The sequence below is a fragment of the Calothrix sp. NIES-3974 genome, assembly GCF_002368395.1.
GTDB lineage: Bacteria > Cyanobacteriota > Cyanobacteriia > Cyanobacteriales > Nostocaceae > NIES-3974.
On the sequence record NZ_AP018254.1, the window covers coordinates 2,758,751 to 2,780,960 of the forward strand.

20 protein-coding genes and 1 tRNA gene are annotated in these 22,210 nt (G+C 43.7%); 9 read left to right on the forward strand and 12 right to left on the reverse strand.

Translation table 11 applies throughout. The features are described 5' to 3' along the window. Nucleotides 1–61: 61 nt before the first annotated feature. Nucleotides 62–1,237 carry a GNAT family N-acetyltransferase gene (locus CDC37_RS10975; RefSeq protein ID WP_096621921.1) on the reverse strand — a complete coding sequence of 392 codons (1,176 nt, stop codon included), beginning with the start codon at nucleotides 1,235–1,237 and terminating at the stop codon, nucleotides 62–64. Between the two features lie 179 nt (nucleotides 1,238–1,416). Here CDC37_RS10975 and CDC37_RS10980 point away from each other — a divergent pair, with 179 nt between their 5' ends. The 3 genes from CDC37_RS10980 (at nucleotide 1,417) to CDC37_RS10990 (ending at nucleotide 3,613) form a co-directional block, all read left to right on the forward strand. After that, entirely contained in the window at nucleotides 1,417–1,755 is a 339-nt protein-coding gene (locus tag CDC37_RS10980) for a 2Fe-2S iron-sulfur cluster-binding protein (RefSeq protein WP_096621922.1), read from the forward strand. Nucleotides 1,756–1,773: 18 nt separating this feature from the next. Beyond that, nucleotides 1,774–2,121, forward strand: coding sequence for a hypothetical protein (locus CDC37_RS25215; RefSeq protein WP_231943382.1), 348 nt, complete (start codon nucleotides 1,774–1,776; stop codon nucleotides 2,119–2,121). 619 nt (nucleotides 2,122–2,740) lie between these two features. Beyond that, nucleotides 2,741–3,613 carry an Npun_R2479 family HD domain-containing metalloprotein gene (locus tag CDC37_RS10990; protein WP_096621923.1) on the forward strand — a complete coding sequence of 291 codons (873 nt, stop codon included), beginning with the start codon at nucleotides 2,741–2,743 and terminating at the stop codon, nucleotides 3,611–3,613. A 24-nt stretch (nucleotides 3,614–3,637) separates the two neighbouring features. Here CDC37_RS10990 and CDC37_RS10995 read toward each other — a convergent pair whose 3' ends face one another. The 4 genes from CDC37_RS10995 to CDC37_RS11010 form a co-directional block, all read right to left on the reverse strand. Further along, the gene (locus tag CDC37_RS10995) at nucleotides 3,638–4,240 is read right to left on the reverse strand and encodes a DUF4178 domain-containing protein (protein WP_096621925.1); all 603 of its coding nucleotides are present in this window, start codon (nucleotides 4,238–4,240) and stop codon (nucleotides 3,638–3,640) included. 60 nt (nucleotides 4,241–4,300) lie between these two features. After that, nucleotides 4,301–5,893 carry a polyamine aminopropyltransferase gene (locus CDC37_RS11000; RefSeq protein ID WP_231943384.1) on the reverse strand — a complete coding sequence of 531 codons (1,593 nt, stop codon included), beginning with the start codon at nucleotides 5,891–5,893 and terminating at the stop codon, nucleotides 4,301–4,303. Continuing rightward, nucleotides 5,890–6,129, reverse strand: coding sequence for a hypothetical protein (locus CDC37_RS11005; RefSeq protein WP_096621926.1), 240 nt, complete (start codon nucleotides 6,127–6,129; stop codon nucleotides 5,890–5,892). The genes CDC37_RS11000 and CDC37_RS11005 overlap by 4 nt, the downstream gene beginning before the upstream one ends. Before the next feature lie 75 nt (nucleotides 6,130–6,204). Next, nucleotides 6,205–7,191, reverse strand: coding sequence for a hypothetical protein (locus CDC37_RS11010; protein WP_096621928.1), 987 nt, complete (start codon nucleotides 7,189–7,191; stop codon nucleotides 6,205–6,207). A gap of 402 nt (nucleotides 7,192–7,593) precedes the next feature. Here CDC37_RS11010 and CDC37_RS11015 point away from each other — a divergent pair, with 402 nt between their 5' ends. Together CDC37_RS11015 and CDC37_RS11020 are read left to right on the forward strand one after the other, a co-directional pair. Further along, entirely contained in the window at nucleotides 7,594–7,887 is a 294-nt protein-coding gene (locus CDC37_RS11015) for a small RNA NsiR4-regulated ssr1528 family protein (protein ID WP_096626091.1), read from the forward strand. Nucleotides 7,888–8,114: 227 nt separating this feature from the next. After that, nucleotides 8,115–8,426 (forward strand): hypothetical protein, encoded by a 312-nt coding sequence (locus tag CDC37_RS11020; protein WP_096621929.1) that lies wholly within the window; start codon nucleotides 8,115–8,117, stop codon nucleotides 8,424–8,426. Nucleotides 8,427–8,761: 335 nt separating this feature from the next. On the opposite strand, the gene CDC37_RS11025 is transcribed toward CDC37_RS11020, so the two are convergent. The 5 genes from CDC37_RS11025 to CDC37_RS11045 all read right to left on the reverse strand — a co-directional run bounded on the left by CDC37_RS11025 (nucleotide 8,762) and on the right by CDC37_RS11045 (nucleotide 15,400). Continuing rightward, on the reverse strand, nucleotides 8,762–11,461 hold the full coding sequence (locus tag CDC37_RS11025; protein ID WP_096626093.1) for a chloride channel protein: 2,700 nt from the start codon (nucleotides 11,459–11,461) through the stop codon (nucleotides 8,762–8,764). A gap of 49 nt (nucleotides 11,462–11,510) precedes the next feature. Further along, on the reverse strand, nucleotides 11,511–12,827 hold the full coding sequence (locus CDC37_RS11030) for a TldD/PmbA family protein (protein WP_096621931.1): 1,317 nt from the start codon (nucleotides 12,825–12,827) through the stop codon (nucleotides 11,511–11,513). A 180-nt stretch (nucleotides 12,828–13,007) separates the two neighbouring features. Further along, entirely contained in the window at nucleotides 13,008–13,466 is a 459-nt protein-coding gene (locus tag CDC37_RS11035; RefSeq protein ID WP_096621932.1) for a hydrocarbon-binding protein, read from the reverse strand. A gap of 114 nt (nucleotides 13,467–13,580) precedes the next feature. After that, nucleotides 13,581–14,504 carry an N-acetylmuramic acid 6-phosphate etherase gene (gene murQ / locus CDC37_RS11040; RefSeq protein WP_096621934.1) on the reverse strand — a complete coding sequence of 308 codons (924 nt, stop codon included), beginning with the start codon at nucleotides 14,502–14,504 and terminating at the stop codon, nucleotides 13,581–13,583. A 260-nt stretch (nucleotides 14,505–14,764) separates the two neighbouring features. Next, nucleotides 14,765–15,400, reverse strand: coding sequence for an FMN-dependent NADH-azoreductase (locus CDC37_RS11045; protein WP_096621935.1), 636 nt, complete (start codon nucleotides 15,398–15,400; stop codon nucleotides 14,765–14,767). A gap of 303 nt (nucleotides 15,401–15,703) precedes the next feature. Here CDC37_RS11045 and CDC37_RS11050 point away from each other — a divergent pair, with 303 nt between their 5' ends. Further along, nucleotides 15,704–16,567: a helix-turn-helix domain-containing protein gene (locus CDC37_RS11050; protein WP_096626095.1), complete on the forward strand. Its 864-nt coding sequence runs from the start codon at nucleotides 15,704–15,706 to the stop codon at nucleotides 16,565–16,567. A 115-nt stretch (nucleotides 16,568–16,682) separates the two neighbouring features. Here CDC37_RS11050 and psbA read toward each other — a convergent pair whose 3' ends face one another. Beyond that, nucleotides 16,683–17,765, reverse strand: coding sequence for a photosystem II q(b) protein (gene psbA, locus CDC37_RS11055; protein ID WP_096621069.1), 1,083 nt, complete (start codon nucleotides 17,763–17,765; stop codon nucleotides 16,683–16,685). A 408-nt stretch (nucleotides 17,766–18,173) separates the two neighbouring features. On the opposite strand from psbA, the gene CDC37_RS11060 reads away from it, so the two are divergent. Further along, nucleotides 18,174–18,247, forward strand: a tRNA-Met gene (locus tag CDC37_RS11060). A gap of 294 nt (nucleotides 18,248–18,541) precedes the next feature. Here CDC37_RS11060 and hflX read toward each other — a convergent pair. Continuing rightward, nucleotides 18,542–20,293 carry a GTPase HflX gene (gene hflX / locus CDC37_RS11065; RefSeq protein WP_096621937.1) on the reverse strand — a complete coding sequence of 584 codons (1,752 nt, stop codon included), beginning with the start codon at nucleotides 20,291–20,293 and terminating at the stop codon, nucleotides 18,542–18,544. 147 nt (nucleotides 20,294–20,440) lie between these two features. Between hflX and CDC37_RS11070 the strand changes: the two genes are divergently transcribed. Together CDC37_RS11070 and CDC37_RS11075 are read left to right on the forward strand one after the other, a co-directional pair. Next, nucleotides 20,441–20,650, forward strand: coding sequence for a hypothetical protein (locus CDC37_RS11070; protein ID WP_231943386.1), 210 nt, complete (start codon nucleotides 20,441–20,443; stop codon nucleotides 20,648–20,650). Between the two features lie 155 nt (nucleotides 20,651–20,805). Continuing rightward, complete coding sequence (locus CDC37_RS11075) at nucleotides 20,806–22,122, forward strand: D-alanyl-D-alanine carboxypeptidase (RefSeq protein WP_096621938.1); 1,317 nt, start codon at nucleotides 20,806–20,808, stop codon at nucleotides 22,120–22,122. The last annotated feature ends 88 nt before the right edge of the window (nucleotides 22,123–22,210 follow it).

Consider the following 22,210-nt stretch of genomic DNA (forward strand, 5'->3'; position numbering starts at 1 on the left):
TAAAAATGATGGATATATTTCTTTATATCCTAGACGCGGGTAGGATACCCGCACCATCAGTTTAAGAATTACGAAATGGTAATTCTTGGTTAATTGCGTCGATTTCTGCTTGTTCGTGTTGGTTAACTTCAAGTATGTAGGGACAAAGAATTTGTTGGAGACGGTTGTGGTAAAAACGGTGGAAACTGTAATTTGCGGTTGCGGGGAAACCGCGTCGTTTTTTGTGTCTACCACCTGCACCGGGATCAAATAGTTTAATGTTGTTTGCGATCGCCCACTCAATGGGTGCATAGTAGCAAGCGTTAAAATGGAGGCAATCTATTTCCTGAAAGCTTCCCCAGTAGCGTCCGTATAGGTTTTCACCTTTGTATAAACAAAAGGACATTCCCAAGGGTTGACGGGGGTCTGCTTCCCTATAGGCTGCCATGAATAATACCCGATGGCGATAGTTGTGGTGTAGGGTTTCAAAAAACTGTTTGGTGAGATATTTACTTCCCCACCAACCAAATTTATCGCAGGTATCGCCGTAAAATTCGTACATTAAGCTAAATAAACCTTTGGGAATTTCATCTCCGGTTAATGGTTTGAAGGTTATACCGACTTTTTCCATAGATTTCCGTTCCCGTTTAATATTACGGCGTTGATTGGCATTAAATATTTGTAGATAATCATCAAAGCTGCTAAAACCTAAGTTTTGCCAAATAAAACTATGGTGTAACCAACCAGTAAATCCATTTTCGGCGATAATCGGTTGCCAATTCGGATCGACATAGAGAAAATGACAACCAGATATGCGATGACGGATGCAGAAAGCGTCAATTTCCCGTACCATCATCGCGGTAATTTCCCGTTCGTCCTCACTTGGTGCAATTAAAAACCGATATCCCTCTGCGGGTGTAAACGGGGTCATTCCCAATAATTTCGGGTAGTAATCAATACCCAATCTCTGGGATAAATCTGCCCATTGGTGGTCAAAAACGAATTCCCCCATACTATGACCTTTAACATAAAGGGGAGCGGCTGCAACTAAAGTCTGGTCTCGCCATAAAATTAAATGATTGGGTAGCCATCCAGTGTTGGCGGTTGCACTTCCCGATGTTTCCAAATTCTCTAACCACGCATACTCTAAAAACGGTGTTTGCAGTGGTAAAGCCAACTCATCCCATGCAGATTGGGGAATTTCGGAGATTTTGTTTGTCCACTGAAATCTATAGCTGGGTTGATGTTGTTCAATCATTACCAAATTGAGGTTAGGGGAGATAAAAAAGACTTTTTTCTTAGGTTAATTCAATTTGGTCTATCTTGCAGGATTGCTACCAGCATCTTTTTTTGCCCTATTGTCTAGTGTTTCCAATTCTTTCTTGGTTATAATTTCAATGCGGATATCACCAATCAGCAGTTGTAATTAATTGACAGATGCCAAAAATCTACGCTCAAGGTCAAATCATTGAATGTCAACATGGAGAAAACCTGAGAAAAGTTTTGCTGAAGCACAATATTGACCTTTACAACGGTGGTTCCCAACTAATAAACTGTCGGGGAATTGGTAGCTGTGGCACTTGTGCTGTCAAAATAGTTGGTGAAGTCTCACCAGCGAATTGGCGTGATACCACAAGGCGTTCATTACCACCACATTCACCGGAGCGGGATTTGCGACTCGCTTGCCAAACCCGGGTACTCGGCGATATTCAAGTTACCAAATATGATGGATTTTGGGGACACGGTTCTCAAATTGTCTGGGAACCATTTGCGTAAATTAAGGAGATAATTAACATGGGTAGATGGACACCACTAGTATTAATGGCTGGGGGCTTGGCGATTTTACTGGGAACACTCCTAGGAATTAATTTCCCAATGGGTCGTCAAACCGCTCAACAGCCACAACCTGATCGCACTTCTGGCGTACTTCCCGCCAATATTAATGTTAATAGTACCGTCAGCGGTTCCAACGGCACAACACCCGGTACGAGGGTTGCCCAAAGTAACGCCACTACTCAAACCGGTAGCACAGCCCAACCCACCACTGGACAAACCCAGGCTCAAGCTGGTAACGGTACTACCACTATCCAACCGGTTCAACCTGCTCCGAGGTCTGATAGACCGATTCGCGCCCTGTGGTAGATTTTAGCAGATTTTGGATGTTGTGTTAGCTTCCCTACACTGGGTCAATCCCTCGGATGTCGCTTCCCAAAGTGTTCTGCAATTTATTATCCAACTTTCAAACTCAAGGCGCGATCGCGCCTTTTTTGTTTTTTTGGTTTTGACCCAATCCTCCTCAGACTTACCCTTGACACGGTTTTTGTGATTATCTCGTCCTGATGCTCCGAGCCAAAAGTCTGGGAACAAGTTTTTCGCCACAGTTTGTGCATGAATTTGTCACCCGAAAAAGGGCACAAAGTACACAGCCTAGTCATTTACTCCTGACAGCAAAAATAGATTAAAGTCGTTTTTCCTACTCCCTGCTCCCCACTCCCTATTTTCCAGGGAGTGTAGACCCATAGCCAATCGGACGATACAAAAAACTAATGTATTAAATAGAACACATCCTTTGCCACAAAAGCTAAAAATAGAATATCCTGTTGTATACAGATTTTTAATTTATTTTCTGTAATATCCGCAAAAAAGCAACTATAAACATCAACAAAATATACGTGTATTCACTGTTTTTTGAAATCTCCAATGTTGTTAACGAATCACTAAAAACAAGTCAATAAATCAAATGAGTTTGACCAAATGAATTATGTTTAATGCCACCGAAATTTTAATCGATGCGTTTGTCAGTCAAATCCGTGATGGCTACCAACGAACCTACGGATGTTTTAAAACGGATTGCCAAGATATTATTGCTTGGGCTGGTAGTATGGCCTTGGAGAATATTGCTAACAGTGATGCGCTGTATCATAACGTTGAGCATTCCATTTTAGTCACCCTGGTTGGTCAAGAAATCCTTCGGGGAAAGCATATTCGAGAAGGTGGTGTATCATGTGAAGATTGGCTTCACTTCATCATTTCTTTGGTCTGTCATGATATTGGTTATGTTAAAGGTGTATGTCGTCAAGACCGGGAGGATGAAGGGTTATATGCTAGTGGATGCAATGGGGAAATGATTGCTTTGCCACCGGGAGCCTCCGATGCCAGTCTAACAGAATATCACGTCGATCGAGCGAAATTATTTATTGATGAACGCTTTGGTGGACACAAATTGATCGATGCAGAAGTGATTAAAAAAAATATTGAATTAACCCGTTTTCCCGTACCGGATGCAGACGACCATCAAGAAACTAACACTTTTTCTGGGTTAGTACGTGCTGCGGATTTAATTGGTCAATTGAGTGACCCGCGCTATCTGAAAAAAATTACATCCCTATATTATGAGTTTGAAGAAACAGGGATGAATAAAAAATTAAAATATAAAAATCCCCACGATTTACGTAAAAATTACGCTAAGTTTTATTGGCAGGGAGTATATCCTTATATTCAAGATGGATTACGTTATTTATCCCTGACTCAACAAGGTAAACAAATTATCGCTAATCTCTATTCTAATGTCTTTGTAGTTGAACATGAACGCAAGCAAGAAGAGTTAAGAGTTGTCCAGAGATTACATGCGTGAACTATCAAAGGGAATAGGGAAAAATCAATCTCTATACACAGTTTTGCCATCTCCAGGTAGTAAAATTAAACTTCTGGGATTAATTTTAGAACCAACGGAGACCTCTATTTCCCCATCCCACACCTCTACAGATAGGACGCGGTTATCTGGAGCTTGATAATCAAAGTATTTACATGTTTCCGCAGTTCGATGCATTGTTAAACCTGTGCGCATCATTCTCGCAATCCCGGAATCTTTATATTTATAAATCTCATCTGCTAATTTTATTTCTGATGGTGGATGATTAATATCTATTTTTTGGATATCAAGTGTATTATTTGGTTCTAGAAGGGAAACTTCGACTTTATCGTCCTCTTCAACGGCAAGCCAAGCAAGGCGATCGCTATCTTGCAGTAGATATTCAAACCAGTAGTAAGCGGACACGGTGTAGGTTAGTTTTCCTTCTACGACCCAATCGGTATCGCCGTATTGAACTATATCACCGATTTGTAGGTCAAAGATGTTACGAGCTTTTGATGGTAAGTTTTGTACTTCTTGGTTGCTTAATTGATGATTATTTTGATAATTGATGTTGATGACCGCAATGATGATTACAATGGCGAAGATAGCGAGGGAAAGTAGTAACATGTTCGGAAGATGAGAATACAGGAGACAGGAGTTAACTAATCCAAAATCTAAAATCCAAAATCAAGTACGGGTTTGCATTTGATATCGCACAATTACAGGTTGGGAAAGACGGTTAACTTGGGTTTGCACCAGTTGAATATCTTTGGGTAAATCAAAAATATGTTGCAGTAAGGAAGTTGTTAAATAACGGGTGGGGACTTGCAGTTGCAATTGACTGGGGTCTAATTGGTGACGGGAAGCAAGTACATACCCCCAGACACCAAAGGAGGGAACATCGATGACGTAGGGATGGGTTTTTAATCCGGTTGCTGCGATGGTGGTGTTAATACAACTTATGACTTTGGGGGTAAAGAAGGGACTGGATGCTTGGGTGACAAGGATACCGTCATCTGCGAGTCGGGTGATTAAACGACGATAAAAGCCTTCTGAGTAAAGTTTGGCTAAGTTGTCGCGGTCGGGGTCGGGAAAATCGGCGATGATAACGTTGTAAATATCCGGTAATTCGGGTGCGGTGGTGAAAGCGTCAGCGTTGATAACTTGAACACGGGGGTCTTGGAGGGAATGAGCGTTGGTGCTGGCTATTTGGGGGTAGCGGGTGGCAATTTTGATCATCTCTGGATCAAGTTCAATTAAAGTGACTTTTTTGACATCTTGCCACTTGAGGATTTCCCGTACAGCCATTCCATCCCCTGCTCCTAAAACCAACACATTTTGGTGGTTGGGGGTAGCACTCATGGCTGGATGTACCAAAGCTTCATGGTAACGATATTCATCGATGGTGGAAAATTGTAAATCACCATCTAGGAATAAGCGGACATCTTGACCTTTACGGGTAAGGACTATGCGTTGAAAACGACTTTGAACCCGTTTAATTACTGGTGCGTTGTACAGGTTATTTTCCAGGTTGTTGCTGAAGGGGATGGTAATTGGTGCAGCAGTAAATAGCAGTATACCAAGAATCAGACCGATATATCCTAAACGGCGTATTTTCGGAAATAGCCTTCCCATCATAGAAACCATAAGTGCGGGAAAAGCACCGAGAACAAACGCAGTAGGAAACATTCCCAACCAAGGTAGAAAGAGTAAGGGAAAACCCAAGGAACCAACTAAACCACCGAGATAATCAAGGGCTAATACCCCCGCGATCGCTTGACGCATATTATCGGATAATTCGAGTATCCGTACCATAATCGGTACTTCCATACCCGCTAAGGTTCCCAGGATAATGGTGACAATAAATAAAGCTTGCCATAACATCGCTCCGTCACTGACAAATAGGGCGAATAATCCTAGAGGTAGGATAGCAGTTAGGGGTGCGATCGCAAGTTCAACGCAGGTGACAGCGAGGAGGAGTTCTCGTTGTAGTTGTTGTCCTTGGGATGTGGTGGCAATATATTGGGTGAGGTAGGAACCTAAACCCATTGCTGCAAGGAAACCACCGACGGAAATCCCATAGGCTAGGGCTTGATTTCCGGTTAAATAACTCGCTAAATTTCCTAATAGTAATTCAACGGCTAATCCGCTTCCAGAAGATACTGCTGCCGCTAATAATAATACTCGGCGTTGGGATTTATTTAAATAAAGGTTTTTGTCTGGGGGGGAATCTGGATTGATGTAATTGTGATTTGGTTGATTAATTTCTCCATGCATCATTTCCCGCTACCTGGTCCTCCACCTTGAAAGTTTTCATAGGAACTACGGGATTCACTGTTAATAATCCAAACTCCGCTAGAGTTATAACTTCCTGATAAACGAGTTCCAGAACGACCGGAATAGGAATTAGTTGAATTGGAATCGCGTAATACAAGGGCTGATTTATTTACATATCCAGCATGGAGAGTGGTCATGGCAAATAAAATTGTTCCGGCAGAAATTATTTTGGCAATCATTGTTTTGAGAATACAGGGGATAGGAGATAGGAGAAAATTAGTTATTATCTTCCACAATTAATCCAAAATCTAAAATCAGACGATTTCAATCACTTGAACTGGACCCAAAGTACGAACGCGATCGCATACCGTTAACCATGTGCGATCGACGGGTTCATCGGGATGCACTTCCACATGAAAACCATAGGAATCTTTTTGGGAAAAGACGAAAAAACGCTCGGCTTTTCCTGTTGCTTTGATAAAATCTCCATCATTTTGATGAATATTCAGGTTGACAGGAATCTGCTCCACATAAATTTGTTCACCGTAACTATTATTCACAAATAAATTGATATACATACTTTTATTCGTGGAACCTTCATCCGCATCAAACTTCACTTTTACCCGCACTAAACTGTTTTTACCTCCCATCGTTCCCCGTCCAGTCGGGTCACTATCTTCAATCTTTTCGGCAATGACTTTTTTCCCACTACTACTAACTAATTTGGCACTAATAAATCCTAAAATCAGGGAACCAACTAACCCAAACCATAACGCACCAATATCAACCACACCGTTTTCTACCCGCACATTAAAACCTAGAGGTTGATTGATTTCCACTCCTGCGGTTGTACCACGTTCTAATAAAGCGATCGCAAGGGAGATTTTTTCCTTTTGATCATTGCGAACATCTAAACCACCTAAAGTATCACTTTCCGACCAAGTTCCCGATTCCCCATCCTCGTACCAAGTCCCACTATCACTCCATCCTTCCTTGGTTCCCGAAGCAATGATTTTCCCAGTTTCATCTAAAAGTTGAATTTCAAATCTAGCCCACTCCCCCGTCGGAATCAACGCATCTGCATCCACCCGTAAAGCTCCTAACCCACTGCGGTCAATTTCTACGGGTGGAAACTTGTAAACCTGTTCCGGTGATACTGTCACCTGTTGATCGATGATACGACGAATGAAAAATGGTGAAATTAGGATTCCCAGAAAGATGATCAAAGAGGAACTGAGTGCGGCGATCGCTAACCATTCAACAAATCGCCAGGTTGTTTTAGTGCTAGATGTTACAGGCATGGGAGTTCAAGAATCGTTTGTTAAACTTTAATGTTAAGATTTGTTGGGGATAGATTCCGAAAATAAAGATACTAATTCAAGTATATTTTCATCTATTCTCACCTACACAACACGGATAAATATCCGTATATATCTCTATCTTTATTAGATTCAACGATAAATTTAACTTTTACGCAAACTCCCTGGAAAAATAGGGAGTAGTCCCCATGTTATATCTCCTTTCGACTCCCTACTTCCTGTACAGACGACCCGACGGGTCGTCTGTACGGACTACCCCTATTTACCAAAAAGATTGTCAAAATCAGAATGGGAAATGCAGGTTATGGGGTATTTATCAGCAAAATACCAAACCTTGATAAAATTTTGCATAGAAGCAATTTCAATAGAAGTCAAAATATAACCATGAGTGTAGAAACCAATCAGACGACTACGGGTGCAGATGCAGTTGATGTGGCGATCGCCCAAGGAATTGATTTTGATGGTACACCCATACCCCCAGCGAAACTGGAACTGTACAACAAAGTCATGGCATTAGAAGCCAATCGTCAACGTAGTGGAGTATCCAACACCATGCGATCGCGGATTGTGCGCATCGGAGCGAAACATATTCCCCAAGCTGAACTGGATCAAATGCTATCGGATGCAGGGTTTGCTCCCCTAAAAGAAAAGGAAATTGCCTTTTTCTATCAAAAATAAGCTTTCAATAAATACAGGGATTAGGAGTTGTGTAGACAAAAACCCATATTCCATCCACATCAGAAATATATAGAAATAATACTGAACAGATTACGGTATCAATTCAATATATTGGTATTGAATTACCACGCATATGTAGAGACGACCCGTCGGGTCCTCTCTACGTCTCGTCGGGTCGTCTCTACGACCTGTCGTCTACGTGGTTAATTAATACCATATTCTGATTTATGACCTTATATAAAAATAAATATCGGATTGAATCTGCCCGATGCAATAAATGGGACTATACATCTGCTGGCTATTATTTTATTACTATTTGTACCTATAAAAAACAGTCTTTTTTTGGTGAAATTATCGATGGTAAAATGAATTTATCTCCCATTGGGAAAATTTTAGCTGTGGAATGGCAAAAAACAGAACTGATACGACCCTATGTGGAATTAGATGCATGGGTAATCATGCCAAATCATTTTCACGGCATATTGATTATTCATAAACCTACCGTGGAGACGACCCATAATGTAGAGACGACCCGATGAGTCGTCTCTACTAGCAATCACGCAGAAAACGACCCACCAAATATACCACAATTAAAATCAAATTCGTTAGGTTCAATAATTGGTCAATTCAAATCGATTTGCACGAAGCAAATTTGGGAATCGGGATTCCAAGAATTTAGGTGGCAACCTCGGTTTCACGACCATATTATTCGTGATGAAGCATTTCTAAATAATATCAGAAAATATATTTTCGATAATCCCGTTAAATAGGAATTAGACAAACACAATCCCCGAAATTGTTCAAATAAATCCAAATAAAAAATTTGACGGTTGATTGTAGAGACGAACCGTCGGGTCGTCTCTACGTCCGGTCGTCACGATGATTGAATGGCACTGCGAACGAGAATCACCGTACTGTTGACGTTTGTAGCTATTTCTTCGGGGATATTGCCGGTAATTGCATGTTTGAGTAATCCTTCACGGGATGCACCTAACATGACCACATCGTAGTTTTCCTGCTTAACTAAGTTAATAATGCCTTCGCTGACGGATTCAGCTTGAATTGGTGCAGCGACCACAAGACTGGAAAGCTGACGACGGCGAATTAGTTGACGAATTGCTCGTTCGAGAATCGTCAGGTCTGGTTTGGTTTCGTTGGGGTGAAATACTCGTGTCAGGCGGATTTTTGGCTCTTGAGCGAGGGTAATTAGGGCTGGAAGTAGACGTATTGCAGCTCTTGCGTTTGGTCCTCCAGCCATTGGTACTAACCAATGATTGAATCGAGGTCGAGATTGGTTGGGGAAAATTCTTCCTGAAACTTGCGGTGTGGAAGAAAAGGAAATGAGGGGATTGGTGGATATTTGCTGGGGAAACCAAAAGCGGGGTAGGTGGGTATTACCAATTTTAACCAGAACGACTTCACAGGTGGCTTGACGAATAATTGTATCCACTATGTCACCAAAAATACGTCCAGGGGTGGATGTACTGCCTTTCCAACCCATCAAAATCAAATCGATATGACTTTCTTGAATTGTTTCTAAAATGGCTGGGGCTACATCGTGGGCTACACGGATTTGGGTGTGGATGGGGATGTTCCATTTTTTACCTAGAGCCTCCGCTTGCCGTAGTAAACGCCTACTTTTGGTGGTGCGGACGGGGGTGGTTGCGGGGGAGGTGTAGCGGGGAGCCAGCATGATTTGCACACATTCTATTTCATAATGGCGATCGCGGGCTATGGCGATGGCCATTTCTAGTAAGATGGCGGCTGTTTCCGGGTTGGCAACGGGGACTAAAATTCTTCCCCTACCGGTGCTAGGTGAACGGGTTTGATAAACAACGTAGGAGGGTTCCGGACGGGGACCGGTTTCACTTTTACAATTGAGACGGTCGGCTTCAGCCCTGATAATATCGGCACGGGTAATAATTCCAATCAGTCGCTGTCCTTCCACTACCGGTAAACGGCTGATATTATTTCTATCTAAGATATATAAAACATTACTTAAATTATGGTGGGGAGTAACTGTGACTGGGTGGGGGGTCATAATTTCCCGTAAAGGAGTATCTTTAGCCAAATTGCGATCGCGTATTTGCAACAGGTCGCTTTGGGTGACAATTCCCACTAGTTTATGTTCTTCAACTACGGGGAAACCACGGTGGTGGGAACTAGAAAAAGCCTGCATGGTTTCTTCTACGGTCATATTCACATCCAGGGTTTCCACCCGTGGTTGCATCACCTTCTCTGCTGTCAGATTACTTAAAATCCCTTCCACGGAAGTTGGATGTTCGATGTCAATACCTTTGAGGGCGAGTAGTTTACTATACAGTGAACCAGGAAATATCTTCTCCGCAATTAGATAGGAAGTGACGGAAGTAATCATCAAAGGTAAAACCAGTTGAAAGTCTGCGGTCATCTCAAACACAATCACAATCGCTGTAATCGGAACCTTGGAAACACCGCTAAAAAATCCCCCCATCCCCGCTAATGCATAAATAGTCGGTGAAGACATCCCCAATAAATGCTGTTCCCCCACCCCAACCACATATCCTAAACAGGAACCTAAAATTAAACTGGGTGCAAATAAGCCCCCTGGAGCACCGGAACCAAAGGCAATTAATGTCAGGAAAAACTGGGTGACAAATACAATTACAGCCCGTGAAGCACTCACCCCACCAATAATCACAAATTCCCTTAAGCCAGTATTATTACGGAATTCAACTGGGAGCAGGGAAATAATGACTCCACAAATCAAGCCAGCCAGAGCAATCCGCAGAGGTAAATTGACGTGCAGTCTATCGTATAGCTTAATACTTTGAATTAGTCCCCGGTTAAACAAAGCTGCTAATACCCCAGCCGCCAGACCCAAGACTAGATAAAAGGGTATTTCCCGCAAATCCATACTACTATCAAGATGGGTGGAGCGGGGATACACCAGGCTTCCTCCACCCAATAGCTGGGAAACCACACCACCGATAAAGGAAGCAATAATGGCAGTACCCAGGGTCAATCCCGACAAGTCCTGTAGCAATTCTTCGATGATAAATAATACACCAGCAATCGGGGCATTAAAAGCCGCAGCTAAACCCGCTCCAGCTCCAGCAGCAATCATTTGCCGACGGTGGTCGGGAGAAGTGGGAAAAAACCGACTCATACCCGCCGCTAACCCGGCTCCAACTTGAACTGTGGGTCCTTGTCTACCCAGGGTTAACCCGGAGGCAATAGTAATAATTGCACTCAGTAACTTGACAATTGCCACTCGCCAGGAAAGTTTCACTGGGACATTGGCGAGGGAAGCTTTGACATGGGGAATACCGCTACCTGCGGCTTCGGGAGCAAACCGCTCTACTAAAAATCCAGCCAGTAAGCCAAAACCCAAGCCAACGGAGGGTAAAACAATCCAAGCGGGAAAAATATTTGACCCTTGAATTCGCCAAACACCCAGGGTTCCCGAACCAAACTTGAGTATAACCGCAGACACAGCTGCCACTAACCCAATCAAAGATGCTTCTGCGATCGCATGACTCCGACGGGGTTGCCAAAAATTACGCAAACGTGATACCAGGTATTGGCTTAACATTTTCATCGTACAGGGAATGTAAGGGAAGAGACGTAGCAATGCTACGTCTCTACTCCCATTTACTGGTAATCGATAAACCTGCTACCACCATTGACGGGGTGTAACAGGAACCGTTCCAATCACCATCACTACCAAGGGCTATTAATTGCTTGAGGGCGGTATAAACATTACCGGAGACCATCGTATCTTTGACACGACCGATAACTTCTCCGTTTTGGACACGGAATCCTAAATCGACATTAATCGAAAAGTCGCCGGAGATACCTCCACCACCGCCTAAAATTTGATCGATGATTAATCCATCATCGAGGTTAGCGATTAATTCCTGGAGAGTAAATGTGCCAGTTTTAATCAGGAAATTATACAAACCGGGTGTGGGGTAACTTCCCAAACTGGGACGAAAGCCGTTTCCGGTGGTGGTGGTGTTGAGATTAATAGCAGTAGTGCGATCGCAATAAAAGTTTTTGAGGATACCGTTTTCGATAAATACTAGGGGTTGGGTGAGATGGCCTTCATCGTCAAAGGGACAACTGTAGGGACCTGCGAGGGGGTCTTGGGATAGGGTCAACAGGGGAGAGGTGACTAACTGTCCGTTTTGACCGACCCAAGGTGAGGATTTTTCTAGGATTCGTTTACCATTTAATGCAGCTTGTACGGTTCCCCACAACATATCTGCGGCTTTAGCGGTAAAGATAATGGGAACTCGATGGTGGGGTGGGGGAACATTGTGGTCTTTGACCCAACTTAGACGCTGGATAATTTGTTGGGCTAATTTATCAGGTTGTAGACTTCCCCTCTGGGTTTGACCATCGCTCACAGATAAAAAATCATCACCCCGCACCCATTCAGCCGACAAGTAACAACTTAGGGTTGTATCCGTATATCGACAATCTAAACCTTGGGTATTAATGAGTATGGTTGTTTCCGTATCACACTCCCAATCCCCGCTACACATCACTTCCGGATAGATATCACGCACATAGGCGATTGTCTGGTTCCCCCACTCTACCAAAACCTCTGGAGAAACAATTTCTCCCAAGTTGGCAAATTGGGTATGATGGGGGGGAGCTAATTCCACTGCTTCCGGTTGATTCAGATAGCTTAAGGCGATCGCTCGTTGGACAATCTCCTCTGGTGGAACATTTCCGTAAGCGACTGTTAATCCTGGACGACCTCGATACCACAACCGTAAAGCTGTTCCCAAGGATTGATTGGTTTCGACTTGTTTGAGTCGGTTAGCTTCAAAAAAAACTGGTCGTGACAGGGACTGGGATTGATACACTTCTGCTGCATCTGCACCCGAACGCAAAGCGAGTTCGAGCAATTTCTCCGCAAAGTTATCTTGGGTTCTTGCTAGGAATTCCATGATGAAAGAATTCGGGACACAGGATACAGGATACAGGAGAGTGGGTAAACTATTTTGGATTTTGGATTATTCTTCGGTTGATCCGCGCTACGCGCGTCTATGGATTTTGGATTTATGGCGCTATTTCAAGTGGGAGGAGAGTGGGTAAACTATTTTGGATTTTGGATTTATGGGGCTATTTCAAGTGGGAGTAAATTCAAACACGTCAAAACTACCACCCTTTAACACGGATGCAGTTTGTTGAGCTTGGAAACGTTGACCCATTAATTCTTCTAACGCACCCCAAACAGCACCTAAAGTGAAAGTACATTGACGACTGGAACCAGGTTGTTCTCCGGCGGAACAAAGGGTTTCTGAGGTGTAAACTGTAATTATCCCTTCTGCTTGACTAATTTTTTCCACCAGACAAAAACGACTACCTTCTTTTCCCAACGCAAACCGCATTTTATCCGTCAAGACATCAAAATCAATCGACTGACCAGACCAGCCTAAATCTTTAATTAACTGTTTACCTCGCGCTCTTCCAGCAGTAGTCAAGGCGATCGCAGCTGCTTGTTGGCCTAATGCGTCCTCCATACCTGCGATCGCTGCTTTAAAACAAGTTATACTGCAAAAATCTCCCAATTCTTGCCGCCACATACGCTGTTCCCGCAAATCAAGCTGTTTCAATTATTTCGATGAAACCTTGATTCAGCAACAGAATTTTTACGCATGGTTGGGGAAGAATCGCTCCAGCTATAGGTAATAGTACAGTTAATTCTTGTGCTGCTTATAGCTGTGGACAGCAACACGAAGATTGCCTTGATGTTGTTGTAATAATGCTTCTCCTGTAGTTTGATCTACACCAGTCCAGTGCATTAATAAAGCCAGTTTCACCCGTTTACCACTGCGTTCTAGCAAATCACTTGCTAAATCCCGACTCAGGTCAGTCAAATCAGTTAAAATCCGAATCGCGCGATCGCGTAATTTACTGTTGGTGACAGCCACATCCACCATGCGGTTTCCGTAGGTTTTACCGAGCTTCACCATTGTTCCTGTGGAAATAATATTCAAAGCCAATTTAGTCGCAGTTCCAGCCTTCAAACGGGTGGAACCAGCCAAAATCTCTGGTCCTGTAAGCAAGCGAATATTAATGTCCACATCAGCTGGAACCTGCTCTTCGGGAACACAAGCCATCATCACCGTTAAAGCACCCTCACCCTTAGCTGCACTCAAGGCTCCATGTACGTAGGGAGTTGTCCCCCCAGCGGTAATTCCAATCACCACATCCAAACTACCAATTCCGTATTCCCGAATGATGGCTTCCCCATCTTCCCTACGGTCTTCTTTTTCCTCCGAACTTTTGAGCAAAGCACTTGCACCCCCAGCAATAATTCCTTGTACTAATTCCGGTGGGGTACAAAAAGTTGGTGGACATTCTGCCGCATCTAATACACCTAAGCGTCCAGAGGTACCTGCACCGACGTAAAATAAACGACCTCCTCGTCCTAATCTAGCTGCTGTTTCCTCAATGGTTCGTGCTAGGGCTAACTTTGCCCCAGCTACGGCTGTAACAGCTTTTTGGTCTTCCCGATTAAACAATTCGACAATTTCTTGAGCATCTAGTTCATCTAAATTTTGACTGTCAGGATTAATTTGTTCAGTCAAAAGGTGTCCGCGTTCCTGTAAATTAGTCATTCGATTTGAGATTTTGAATTTTAGAATTCTACGGGCATTAATATCTGCAACACTACGAATCAATAAACACGTTCTCAATCTAAATTGGACACAAAAAAGTGGTAGAAACAGAGATTATAGATATCTACCACACAACAGATGTATGTATATAGCGTTGCATCATACCAAAAAACATTCGATGGAGACAAAACAAATTAGAATTCGCTTCCATCAGAGTACAGCATTTCCACCTTGATTTTTGCCTTTATGTGTTGTTACCGTTACAAACCACCTGCTAGTCGAGCAATTTGAGTCCGAGCATTTGCGATCGCTTCCTTTAATCCTTCCCCACCCAATTCATCGTTTTCCATTTCCACAAATGTAATATCAGTAATGCCAATAAACCCAAATACCGTTGCGAGATAGGGGGTTTGAAAATTCATCTGTGCGTATTGTCCACCTGCACCAAAACCCGAACCTCCCCGTACAGCAACGATATACATTTTTTTATCCAACACCAGGGGTTGATAGGGAGTGGTAGGATTTTCCGGTGTAAACGCAAATGTCCTCCCAATCCTGACAATCTGGTCGATGTAGGCTTTGAGAGCGCTGGGAATACTGAAATTGTACATGGGAGTACCGATAACGTATATATCCGCAGCAAGAAATTCATCCACTAGGCGATCGCTCAAATGAATTGCTGCTTGATGTTGGGGTGTACGTTCCTCTGCTGGGGTATAAGCTGCGGCAATCCAAGCTTCATCGACATGGGGAAGGGGATTGCGTCCCACATCGCGATAGCTAATTGTATACTGAGGATGAAATTGTTGCCAAATTTTGACAAATTCTCCAGAGAGTCTACGGGAATGGGAACGTTCTCCACGGGGACTAGCATCGATGTGTAGTAACTGTGGCATAAATTCTGTGCTGTGACATGACGATTTTGATTACTCATCCAGCTTAGGCAAATTGTTTACCTGGTGCTGTCAAAATCCTGTGGTACTTGTAAAATCTTGCGATCAATTTAGGCAATTTTCTGCAACAGGAGTCATACCATCAAATACCCATAAAATGAAAGTTATACCAATTTGCAAACTGAATACGACAAATAAATTTTGACCAGCGATGGCAATGCTACGTCCCATATTCAGTATATTTTGCAAACATTTACAGTCAAACCGTTTTTTGAATTGGTATTAGGCAAATTACAGTTGGGGAAAATGGAATCGCAAGCAAACCTATCCAGCCAAAAGCGTGGCTGGGAAAATATTTTAGTGGAACAATACCAAGTTCCCAAAGGCGAAGCAATTTGCTATGACCACAAAAAACATACAATTTACCTGTCCCTCGCACCCCGTCCCGTGAGTTTGTACCAAGTTAGAGAAAAACAGAGCTATAGGGGATTCTATCGTAAAGGTGATATTGCCATCACTCCTGCGGATATGTCTATATTCTGCCGTTGGGAACGGGATGATCGGTTTTTACAGATATCCATCTCCTCAGCTTTTGTGGATACTGTTGCCAGGGAAACAATGGAGCGGGAGAACCTGGAATTAATTCCTTGTTTTCGCACCAAGGACTCCCAACTTGAAGCGATCGCAATGATGCTACTTACGGAACTACAACAGGAAAATACAGCTTCCCATCTCTACGTAGAATCACTGGCTAATCTACTGGCAATTCATTTAATCAGACAATACGCCACATCCAAACCCCATCTTGCTATCCGTGAAGGCGGATTACCTCCATACCAGCTAACGCAAGTATTGGAATATATCAATGCCCATCTTGATCGCAACGTGAAGCTGGCCGATTTAGCCCCATTACTGAATATGAGTAAGTATCATTTTAGCCACGCTTTCCAACAATCGATGGGCATTCCCCCCTACCAATATCTCCTCCAACAACGCATTGAACGGGCAAAACTGCTATTAAAACAAACGGAGCGATATTCCACAGGAGTCCCTACGCGATCGCTTGCGGAAATTGCCCTTGATTGCGGATTTAGCAGCCACAGCCATTTTACCAAGCAGTTTCGCCAATTCACAGGGATGACGCCAACGGCTTATCGACTCACTGTCTGAACGAGAACGAGACGTAATATATTACGTCTCTACAAACAAAAAATACCCCCGGTATCCCGGAGGGCATTTTCGCTATTTACCTAACTTGTAGCTAAATCCAAACCAAAACCTGGAATTAACCGTTGATTGCAGGTGCGCTCAATGCAACAGGTGCAGCTTCACCAGCAGCCAAGTCGAGGGGGAAGTTGTGAGCATTACGCTCGTGCATTACTTCCATACCCAAGTTGGCACGGTTGATGATGTCTGCCCAAGTGTTGATTACACGACCTTGGCTGTCAATCACAGACTGGTTGAAGTTGAACCCGTTCAAGTTGAACGCCATGGTGCTGATTCCCAATGCGGTGAACCAAATTCCTACTACTGGCCATGCTGCTAAGAAGAAGTGCAATGCACGGCTGTTGTTGAAGGATGCGTATTGGAAAATCAAACGACCGAAGTATCCGTGTGCTGCCACGATGTTGTAGGTTTCTTCCTCTTGACCGAATTTGTAGCCGTAGTTTTGGCTTTCGTTTTCGGTTGTCTCACGTACTAGAGAGGAAGTTACCAAGCTTCCGTGCATTGCACAGAATAAGCTTCCACCGAATACTGCTGCTACTCCCAATTGGTGGAAGGGGTGCATCAGAATGTTGTGTTCTGCTTGGAATACCAACATGAAGTTGAAGGTTCCGGAGATTCCCAAGGGCATTCCGTCGGAGAAGGAACCTTGTCCAATGGGGTAAATCAAGAATACTGCGGTTGCTGATGCTAATGGTGCAGAGTAAGCAACACAAATCCAAGGACGCATTCCTAAGCGGTAGGATAATTCCCACTGACGACCTAGGTAGCAGAAGCATCCAATTAGGAAGTGGAAGATTACTAATTGGTATGGACCGCCGTTGTATAACCACTCATCTAAGGATGCTGCTTCCCAGATGGGGTAGAAGTGGAGTCCGATGGCGTTGGAGGAGGGTACTACTGCTCCGGAGATGATGTTGTTTCCGTAGATTAAGGAACCTGCTACTGGTTCGCGGATTCCGTCGATGTCTACTGGGGGTGCTGCGATGAAGGCGATGATGAAGCAGGTGGTTGCTGCTAACAGGGTGGGAATCATCAATACGCCGAACCAGCCGATGTATAACCGGTTGTCGGTGCTGGTGATCCACTCGCAGAACCGCTCCCATACGTTTGCGCTTTCGCGACGTTGTAAGGTTGTGGTCATGATTTTATGAGTGCTTTATGTATCTTAATAATTTTTGATGAGTTAACTTACCCATCTGTTACTACATTAAAAGTTAAGTTGCGTTTTGTAAAGGATTTATCATTAATGTTTAGTTATGTTTTTAGCATAATATTATTAGCTAAATTAATCACATCTAGAAATCCTAGATGATTCCTAAAATCTTCCATGTAGGGTTGTTGACTGCCATAGGCATGGCTTCTCTAGGAGAAGTCTTCCCGCAGGGTATAGCCACAACAGAAATCGGATTGCGATATAGTAAGAGTGTCCTGAATTTTCCTCGGCATGGAAATTAGCCACGCCATTTTTCGCCTGTAACCAAAAATATTTGTGCAGACTCTAGACTTGTCTGGCTGGGTGTGGTATATTGTGTGCTGTGAATAATTAAGAGGCTCAGTAGCTCAGTTGGTTAGAGTAGGGGACTCATAAGCCCTTGGTCGTCAGTTCGAGTCTGACCTGAGCCATTTTTATTTAATATATTTAAAGAAAACCTCTATTAAAGAGGTTTTTGTTGTTTTTTTTCTAGAAACAGTAAAAACTTTTAGCGACAAAGCCAACATTAAGCTTGAAAACTTCAGCAGGGCTTAAGCAAGGTAGAGAGAGGGGTGCCAATAGCGCAGTTTCTTGCAAGAGAAAATTTGTCATTGCGACCGAAACGCAGTTTCAGTCGCAATCCCAAAATTTTGGTGATTACTTTGCCTCCGTACCCTAGCTGAGTGACGCAGTGACGCTACTTTTGCCTAAGTCCGATTCAGTCTTTAACATCCGAATTCGGAAACAGTATTGGCTGCATAATAAACAAGCTGACCCAGACGCTGACGCAGGGTTTCTAACCCTAAACGTTCCCTAGCGGAGATAAAAACAGCTAATGGAAACTCTTCCCTGGCAATTGCTAGGGTTTCACTACTAGCTTGGTCAATTTTATTAAAAACCACTAAAGCGGGTCCAGGTGTAATCGGCATCATAGCCAAAATATCACGCACGGAGCGGATATGGCTTAACCAAGCGGGGTGAGATAGGTCAACTAAATGCAATAATGCATCGGCTTCCGTGACTTCCTCTAGGGTGGCACGAAAAGCATCAACTAGTGCATCTGGCAATTCATGGATAAAACCAACCGTATCGGTGATCAGAATTTCCGATGCTGCACCGGTGGAAGCGTCGGGAACAACTAACCGACGTGTGGTTGGGTCAAGGGTTGCAAATAACTGGTCGGCAGTGTATACTTCAGCGTTGGTGAGGGCATTAAGTAATGTTGATTTACCAGCATTGGTATACCCAACCAAGGCAACCGAAGGAACTTCCCGATGTTGTCGTCGCTGACGTAAACGGGAACGATGGGCTTGCAGCTGATCTACTTCCTGCTGTAAACGAGCAATGCGCTTTTGTATTGCCCGACGCTCGGTTTCTAACTTCGTTTCCCCTGGACCTCTAGTTCCGATACCACCTCCCAGTCGGGACATGGCTTGTCCCCGTCCGGTGAGTCGAGGTAACATGTATTCTAGCTGGGCTAGCTCGACTTGGAGTTTACCGGCGCGAGATTGGGCCCTTTGGGCAAAAATGTCTAATATTAACTCGGTTCTGTCAACGACTCGCACACCAATTTTTTGTTCGAGGTTGCGAACCTGGGAGGGAGATAAATCCCGGTCAAAAACAATCAGATTTGCACCGGTGAGTTGGGCTGCAAGGGCGATTTCTTGAACTTTTCCGTCTCCCACAACACTTTGGGGATGGATGCGGTTACGTTTTTGGATAATAGTTTGTAAAACTTCTCCTCCGGCAGTATCGACTAATCGCGCCAACTCTGCTAAGGTATCTTGGAAATGTTGCTCAGAAATATCATCAGTTTGCACACCGACGATGACAGTGCGATCGCAATCTGTATTTACTTCCTGGGCAATGAATTCCCGCTCAAACTCCGCTTCTAGACTTTCGACTAGCTCCAAAAAATCTTGGTCGGAGATCACATCTAAACTCATCGGTGGGGAAATTACCCAGTTTTGCGGCAAAGATAAGTGTTTACCGCTACCTCCACTCGGAACTAACTCCCGAACATTTTGGGCAATTAAGTGGGCTAAATAGGCATGTTTGACATACCCTGTTGCTCCACCACCCCGTTTAGTAAAACCAGTGCCAGTAATATTGAGCATAACCAGAGCATCCAAGCGCTGCATAGCCATTGCGGTTAAAGCAGCCTCATTCGGTGGTTCTGGTTTCAGGTGGGTAGCCAAACACCGAATCCCGCTTAAACGTGCAGCCCCGTAACGGGGGAGTTCCAGGGGCGGAATTTGGGTTTGACGCGGAGTGCCTACCCCAACCCGGATTACTTGTCCACGACGGTTAAGATAGGCACACACAGGCTGATTAATTTCGGCACTGATGGCCGCCAGTCGCTGGGAAAATTCGGGCGTAGTGACGCGATCGCCCGGAATGCGCTGGTGGTATAGCCGTTGAAGTTGCTTCAACTGGCTGGATTTCAAACCTTGGAGATTACCAAAGATAGTCTCGATAGGCGTTTTCTACCAGGAAACTGGTCCTCGAATGCTACTACGTCTATTTTATAACAGGATTTTGGAGATGGAGAGTCTCGCACTCGACTAAAACATTTGTAATTCGTAATTCGTAATTCGTAAGGTTATCTGAAATTATGGAAACTGATGGTTGCAGGTAAAACCCAAACAGAGCAAGCTTCTGCGTTAGGGGTCAGTCAAGGGGAAGTTTCTAAGCGTTGGAAGGAATTAGTCAGACGTGTAGCGAGGGAAGTAGGATTGCTGGAACCGATTAAACGCAAACAAAAAAAGTCAGCACTGTCTTCGCTTACTTTGAGGACTAAACTACGAACCGAGAATAATATGCTAGTTAAGTGATTCCTGAGTTTATTATTTATCGGCATAGGATAATTGATTTGTTTTTTAACAGCAACTTAGATATTCTTTTCAAGCAAATAGGACAAAGTACTAGGGGTAATCATTCTCTAATCCTGTATCCTGTATCCTGTATTCTTTTGCATTCGCAGATTGCTATGTCGATCCATCCCTATCCCCTATCCCTGATTTTCCTGTTTTTACTATGTAGTTGTACCCCAAACACATCCGAATCAAACCAAACCTCATCCACAGCAGTAATTCGCGCAACTCCTACACCCACACCCACCCCGGAACTCCTGACTGTTCCCCCCACCGAACCCAATCCTCCCATTAACCCTCAAGTTGCAGCCTATATCAAATCCCTACAACCAGCACCAGCTAAATCCCAAGGGGTATGGATGCAAACAAAGGATAAATTACTAGCCAATCACCAAGGTACAACCCCTTTACCAGCTGCATCCATCACCAAAGTAGCCACCACCCTAGTTGCGCTGAAAACCTTTGGACCCGACCACCGCTTCCTCACTCAGATAGGTACAACAGGAACAATTCGGGAAGGAGTGATTGAGGGAGACTTGATTATTCAGGGAGGAGAAGACCCCTTTTTTGTCTGGGAAGAAGCGATTAAGCTGGGAAATACTCTGAACCAAATGGGTATAAAACGTGTTCGGGGTGATTTAATTATCACTGGTAAATTTTACATGAACTACAATACTGCCCCAGTCACCGTCGGTAATCTCCTCAAACAAGCCTTGAATAGTCAAACTTGGACATCCGTAATTACCCGTCAGTATCAAACATTGCCTCCCCAAACACCTAAACCCCAAGTATTGATTGAGGGTCAAGTCAAAACCCAAACCACAGCACCAGCAAATATGCGGATACTAGTTCGCCATTCCTCCTATCCCCTGGCGGAATTGTTGAAAAAAATGAATAATTTTAGCAATAATCCGATGGCAGAAATGATTGCCAATAGTGTCGGTGGAGCTAAAACTGTCGCCCAACGGGCTGCGGAAATTGCTCAAGTGCCTAGTCAAGAAATTTACTTGATTAACGGTTCCGGTTTAACCTACGAAAATAAAATTTCCCCTAGAGCCGCGATCGCCATGTTTCGAGCGGTAGAATTATACCTGCGGTCACATAATCTCACGGTTGCAGATGTATTTACTATTACTAGTGTCGATGAGGGAGTGTTATCACCACGTCAAATACCTCCCTTAGCGGTTGTGAAATCAGGTAGTTTAGGTACAGTGAGTGCCCTAGTGGGTGGATTGCCAACCCAAAATCAAGGGATTATTTGGTTCGCTTTGATGAATGGACAGGGAGATTTAAACAATTTCCGTAAACAGCAAGATACCTTTTTAAATCAGATTATTAAGCAATCGGGTCAAGTCTCCAACCCACCCCAGGAGTTAGCACCCACAGGGGAAAGATTCGGAAAGAGTTCCCAAATTGAAATTGTGAAAAACTGAAGTTTTTCTGTAGGTCGTCACAAATAAATCGAATTATGTAACGGATTGTAAATAATATTCACATCACTGCGTTACACTCGCAAAAAAT

What these genes read in the sequence shown, in the direction of transcription:
- CDC37_RS10975 (WP_096621921.1), bottom strand. Translation starts at nt 1,237, where the DNA reads ATGATTGAACAACATCAACCCAGCTATAGATTTCAGTGGACAAACAAA.
- CDC37_RS10980 (WP_096621922.1), top strand. Translation starts at nt 1,417, where the DNA reads ATGCCAAAAATCTACGCTCAAGGTCAAATCATTGAATGTCAACATGGA.
- CDC37_RS25215 (WP_231943382.1), top strand. Translation starts at nt 1,774, where the DNA reads ATGGGTAGATGGACACCACTAGTATTAATGGCTGGGGGCTTGGCGATT.
- CDC37_RS10990 (WP_096621923.1), top strand. Translation starts at nt 2,741, where the DNA reads ATGTTTAATGCCACCGAAATTTTAATCGATGCGTTTGTCAGTCAAATC.
- CDC37_RS10995 (WP_096621925.1), bottom strand. Translation starts at nt 4,240, where the DNA reads ATGTTACTACTTTCCCTCGCTATCTTCGCCATTGTAATCATCATTGCG.
- CDC37_RS11000 (WP_231943384.1), bottom strand. Translation starts at nt 5,893, where the DNA reads ATGATGCATGGAGAAATTAATCAACCAAATCACAATTACATCAATCCA.
- CDC37_RS11005 (WP_096621926.1), bottom strand. Translation starts at nt 6,129, where the DNA reads ATGATTGCCAAAATAATTTCTGCCGGAACAATTTTATTTGCCATGACC.
- CDC37_RS11010 (WP_096621928.1), bottom strand. Translation starts at nt 7,191, where the DNA reads ATGCCTGTAACATCTAGCACTAAAACAACCTGGCGATTTGTTGAATGG.
- CDC37_RS11015 (WP_096626091.1), top strand. Translation starts at nt 7,594, where the DNA reads ATGAGTGTAGAAACCAATCAGACGACTACGGGTGCAGATGCAGTTGAT.
- CDC37_RS11020 (WP_096621929.1), top strand. Translation starts at nt 8,115, where the DNA reads ATGACCTTATATAAAAATAAATATCGGATTGAATCTGCCCGATGCAAT.
- CDC37_RS11025 (WP_096626093.1), bottom strand. Translation starts at nt 11,461, where the DNA reads ATGTTAAGCCAATACCTGGTATCACGTTTGCGTAATTTTTGGCAACCC.
- CDC37_RS11030 (WP_096621931.1), bottom strand. Translation starts at nt 12,827, where the DNA reads ATGGAATTCCTAGCAAGAACCCAAGATAACTTTGCGGAGAAATTGCTC.
- CDC37_RS11035 (WP_096621932.1), bottom strand. Translation starts at nt 13,466, where the DNA reads ATGTGGCGGCAAGAATTGGGAGATTTTTGCAGTATAACTTGTTTTAAA.
- murQ (WP_096621934.1), bottom strand. Translation starts at nt 14,504, where the DNA reads ATGACTAATTTACAGGAACGCGGACACCTTTTGACTGAACAAATTAAT.
- CDC37_RS11045 (WP_096621935.1), bottom strand. Translation starts at nt 15,400, where the DNA reads ATGCCACAGTTACTACACATCGATGCTAGTCCCCGTGGAGAACGTTCC.
- CDC37_RS11050 (WP_096626095.1), top strand. Translation starts at nt 15,704, where the DNA reads ATGGAATCGCAAGCAAACCTATCCAGCCAAAAGCGTGGCTGGGAAAAT.
- psbA (WP_096621069.1), bottom strand. Translation starts at nt 17,765, where the DNA reads ATGACCACAACCTTACAACGTCGCGAAAGCGCAAACGTATGGGAGCGG.
- CDC37_RS11070 (WP_231943386.1), top strand. Translation starts at nt 20,441, where the DNA reads ATGGTTGCAGGTAAAACCCAAACAGAGCAAGCTTCTGCGTTAGGGGTC.
- CDC37_RS11075 (WP_096621938.1), top strand. Translation starts at nt 20,806, where the DNA reads ATGTCGATCCATCCCTATCCCCTATCCCTGATTTTCCTGTTTTTACTA.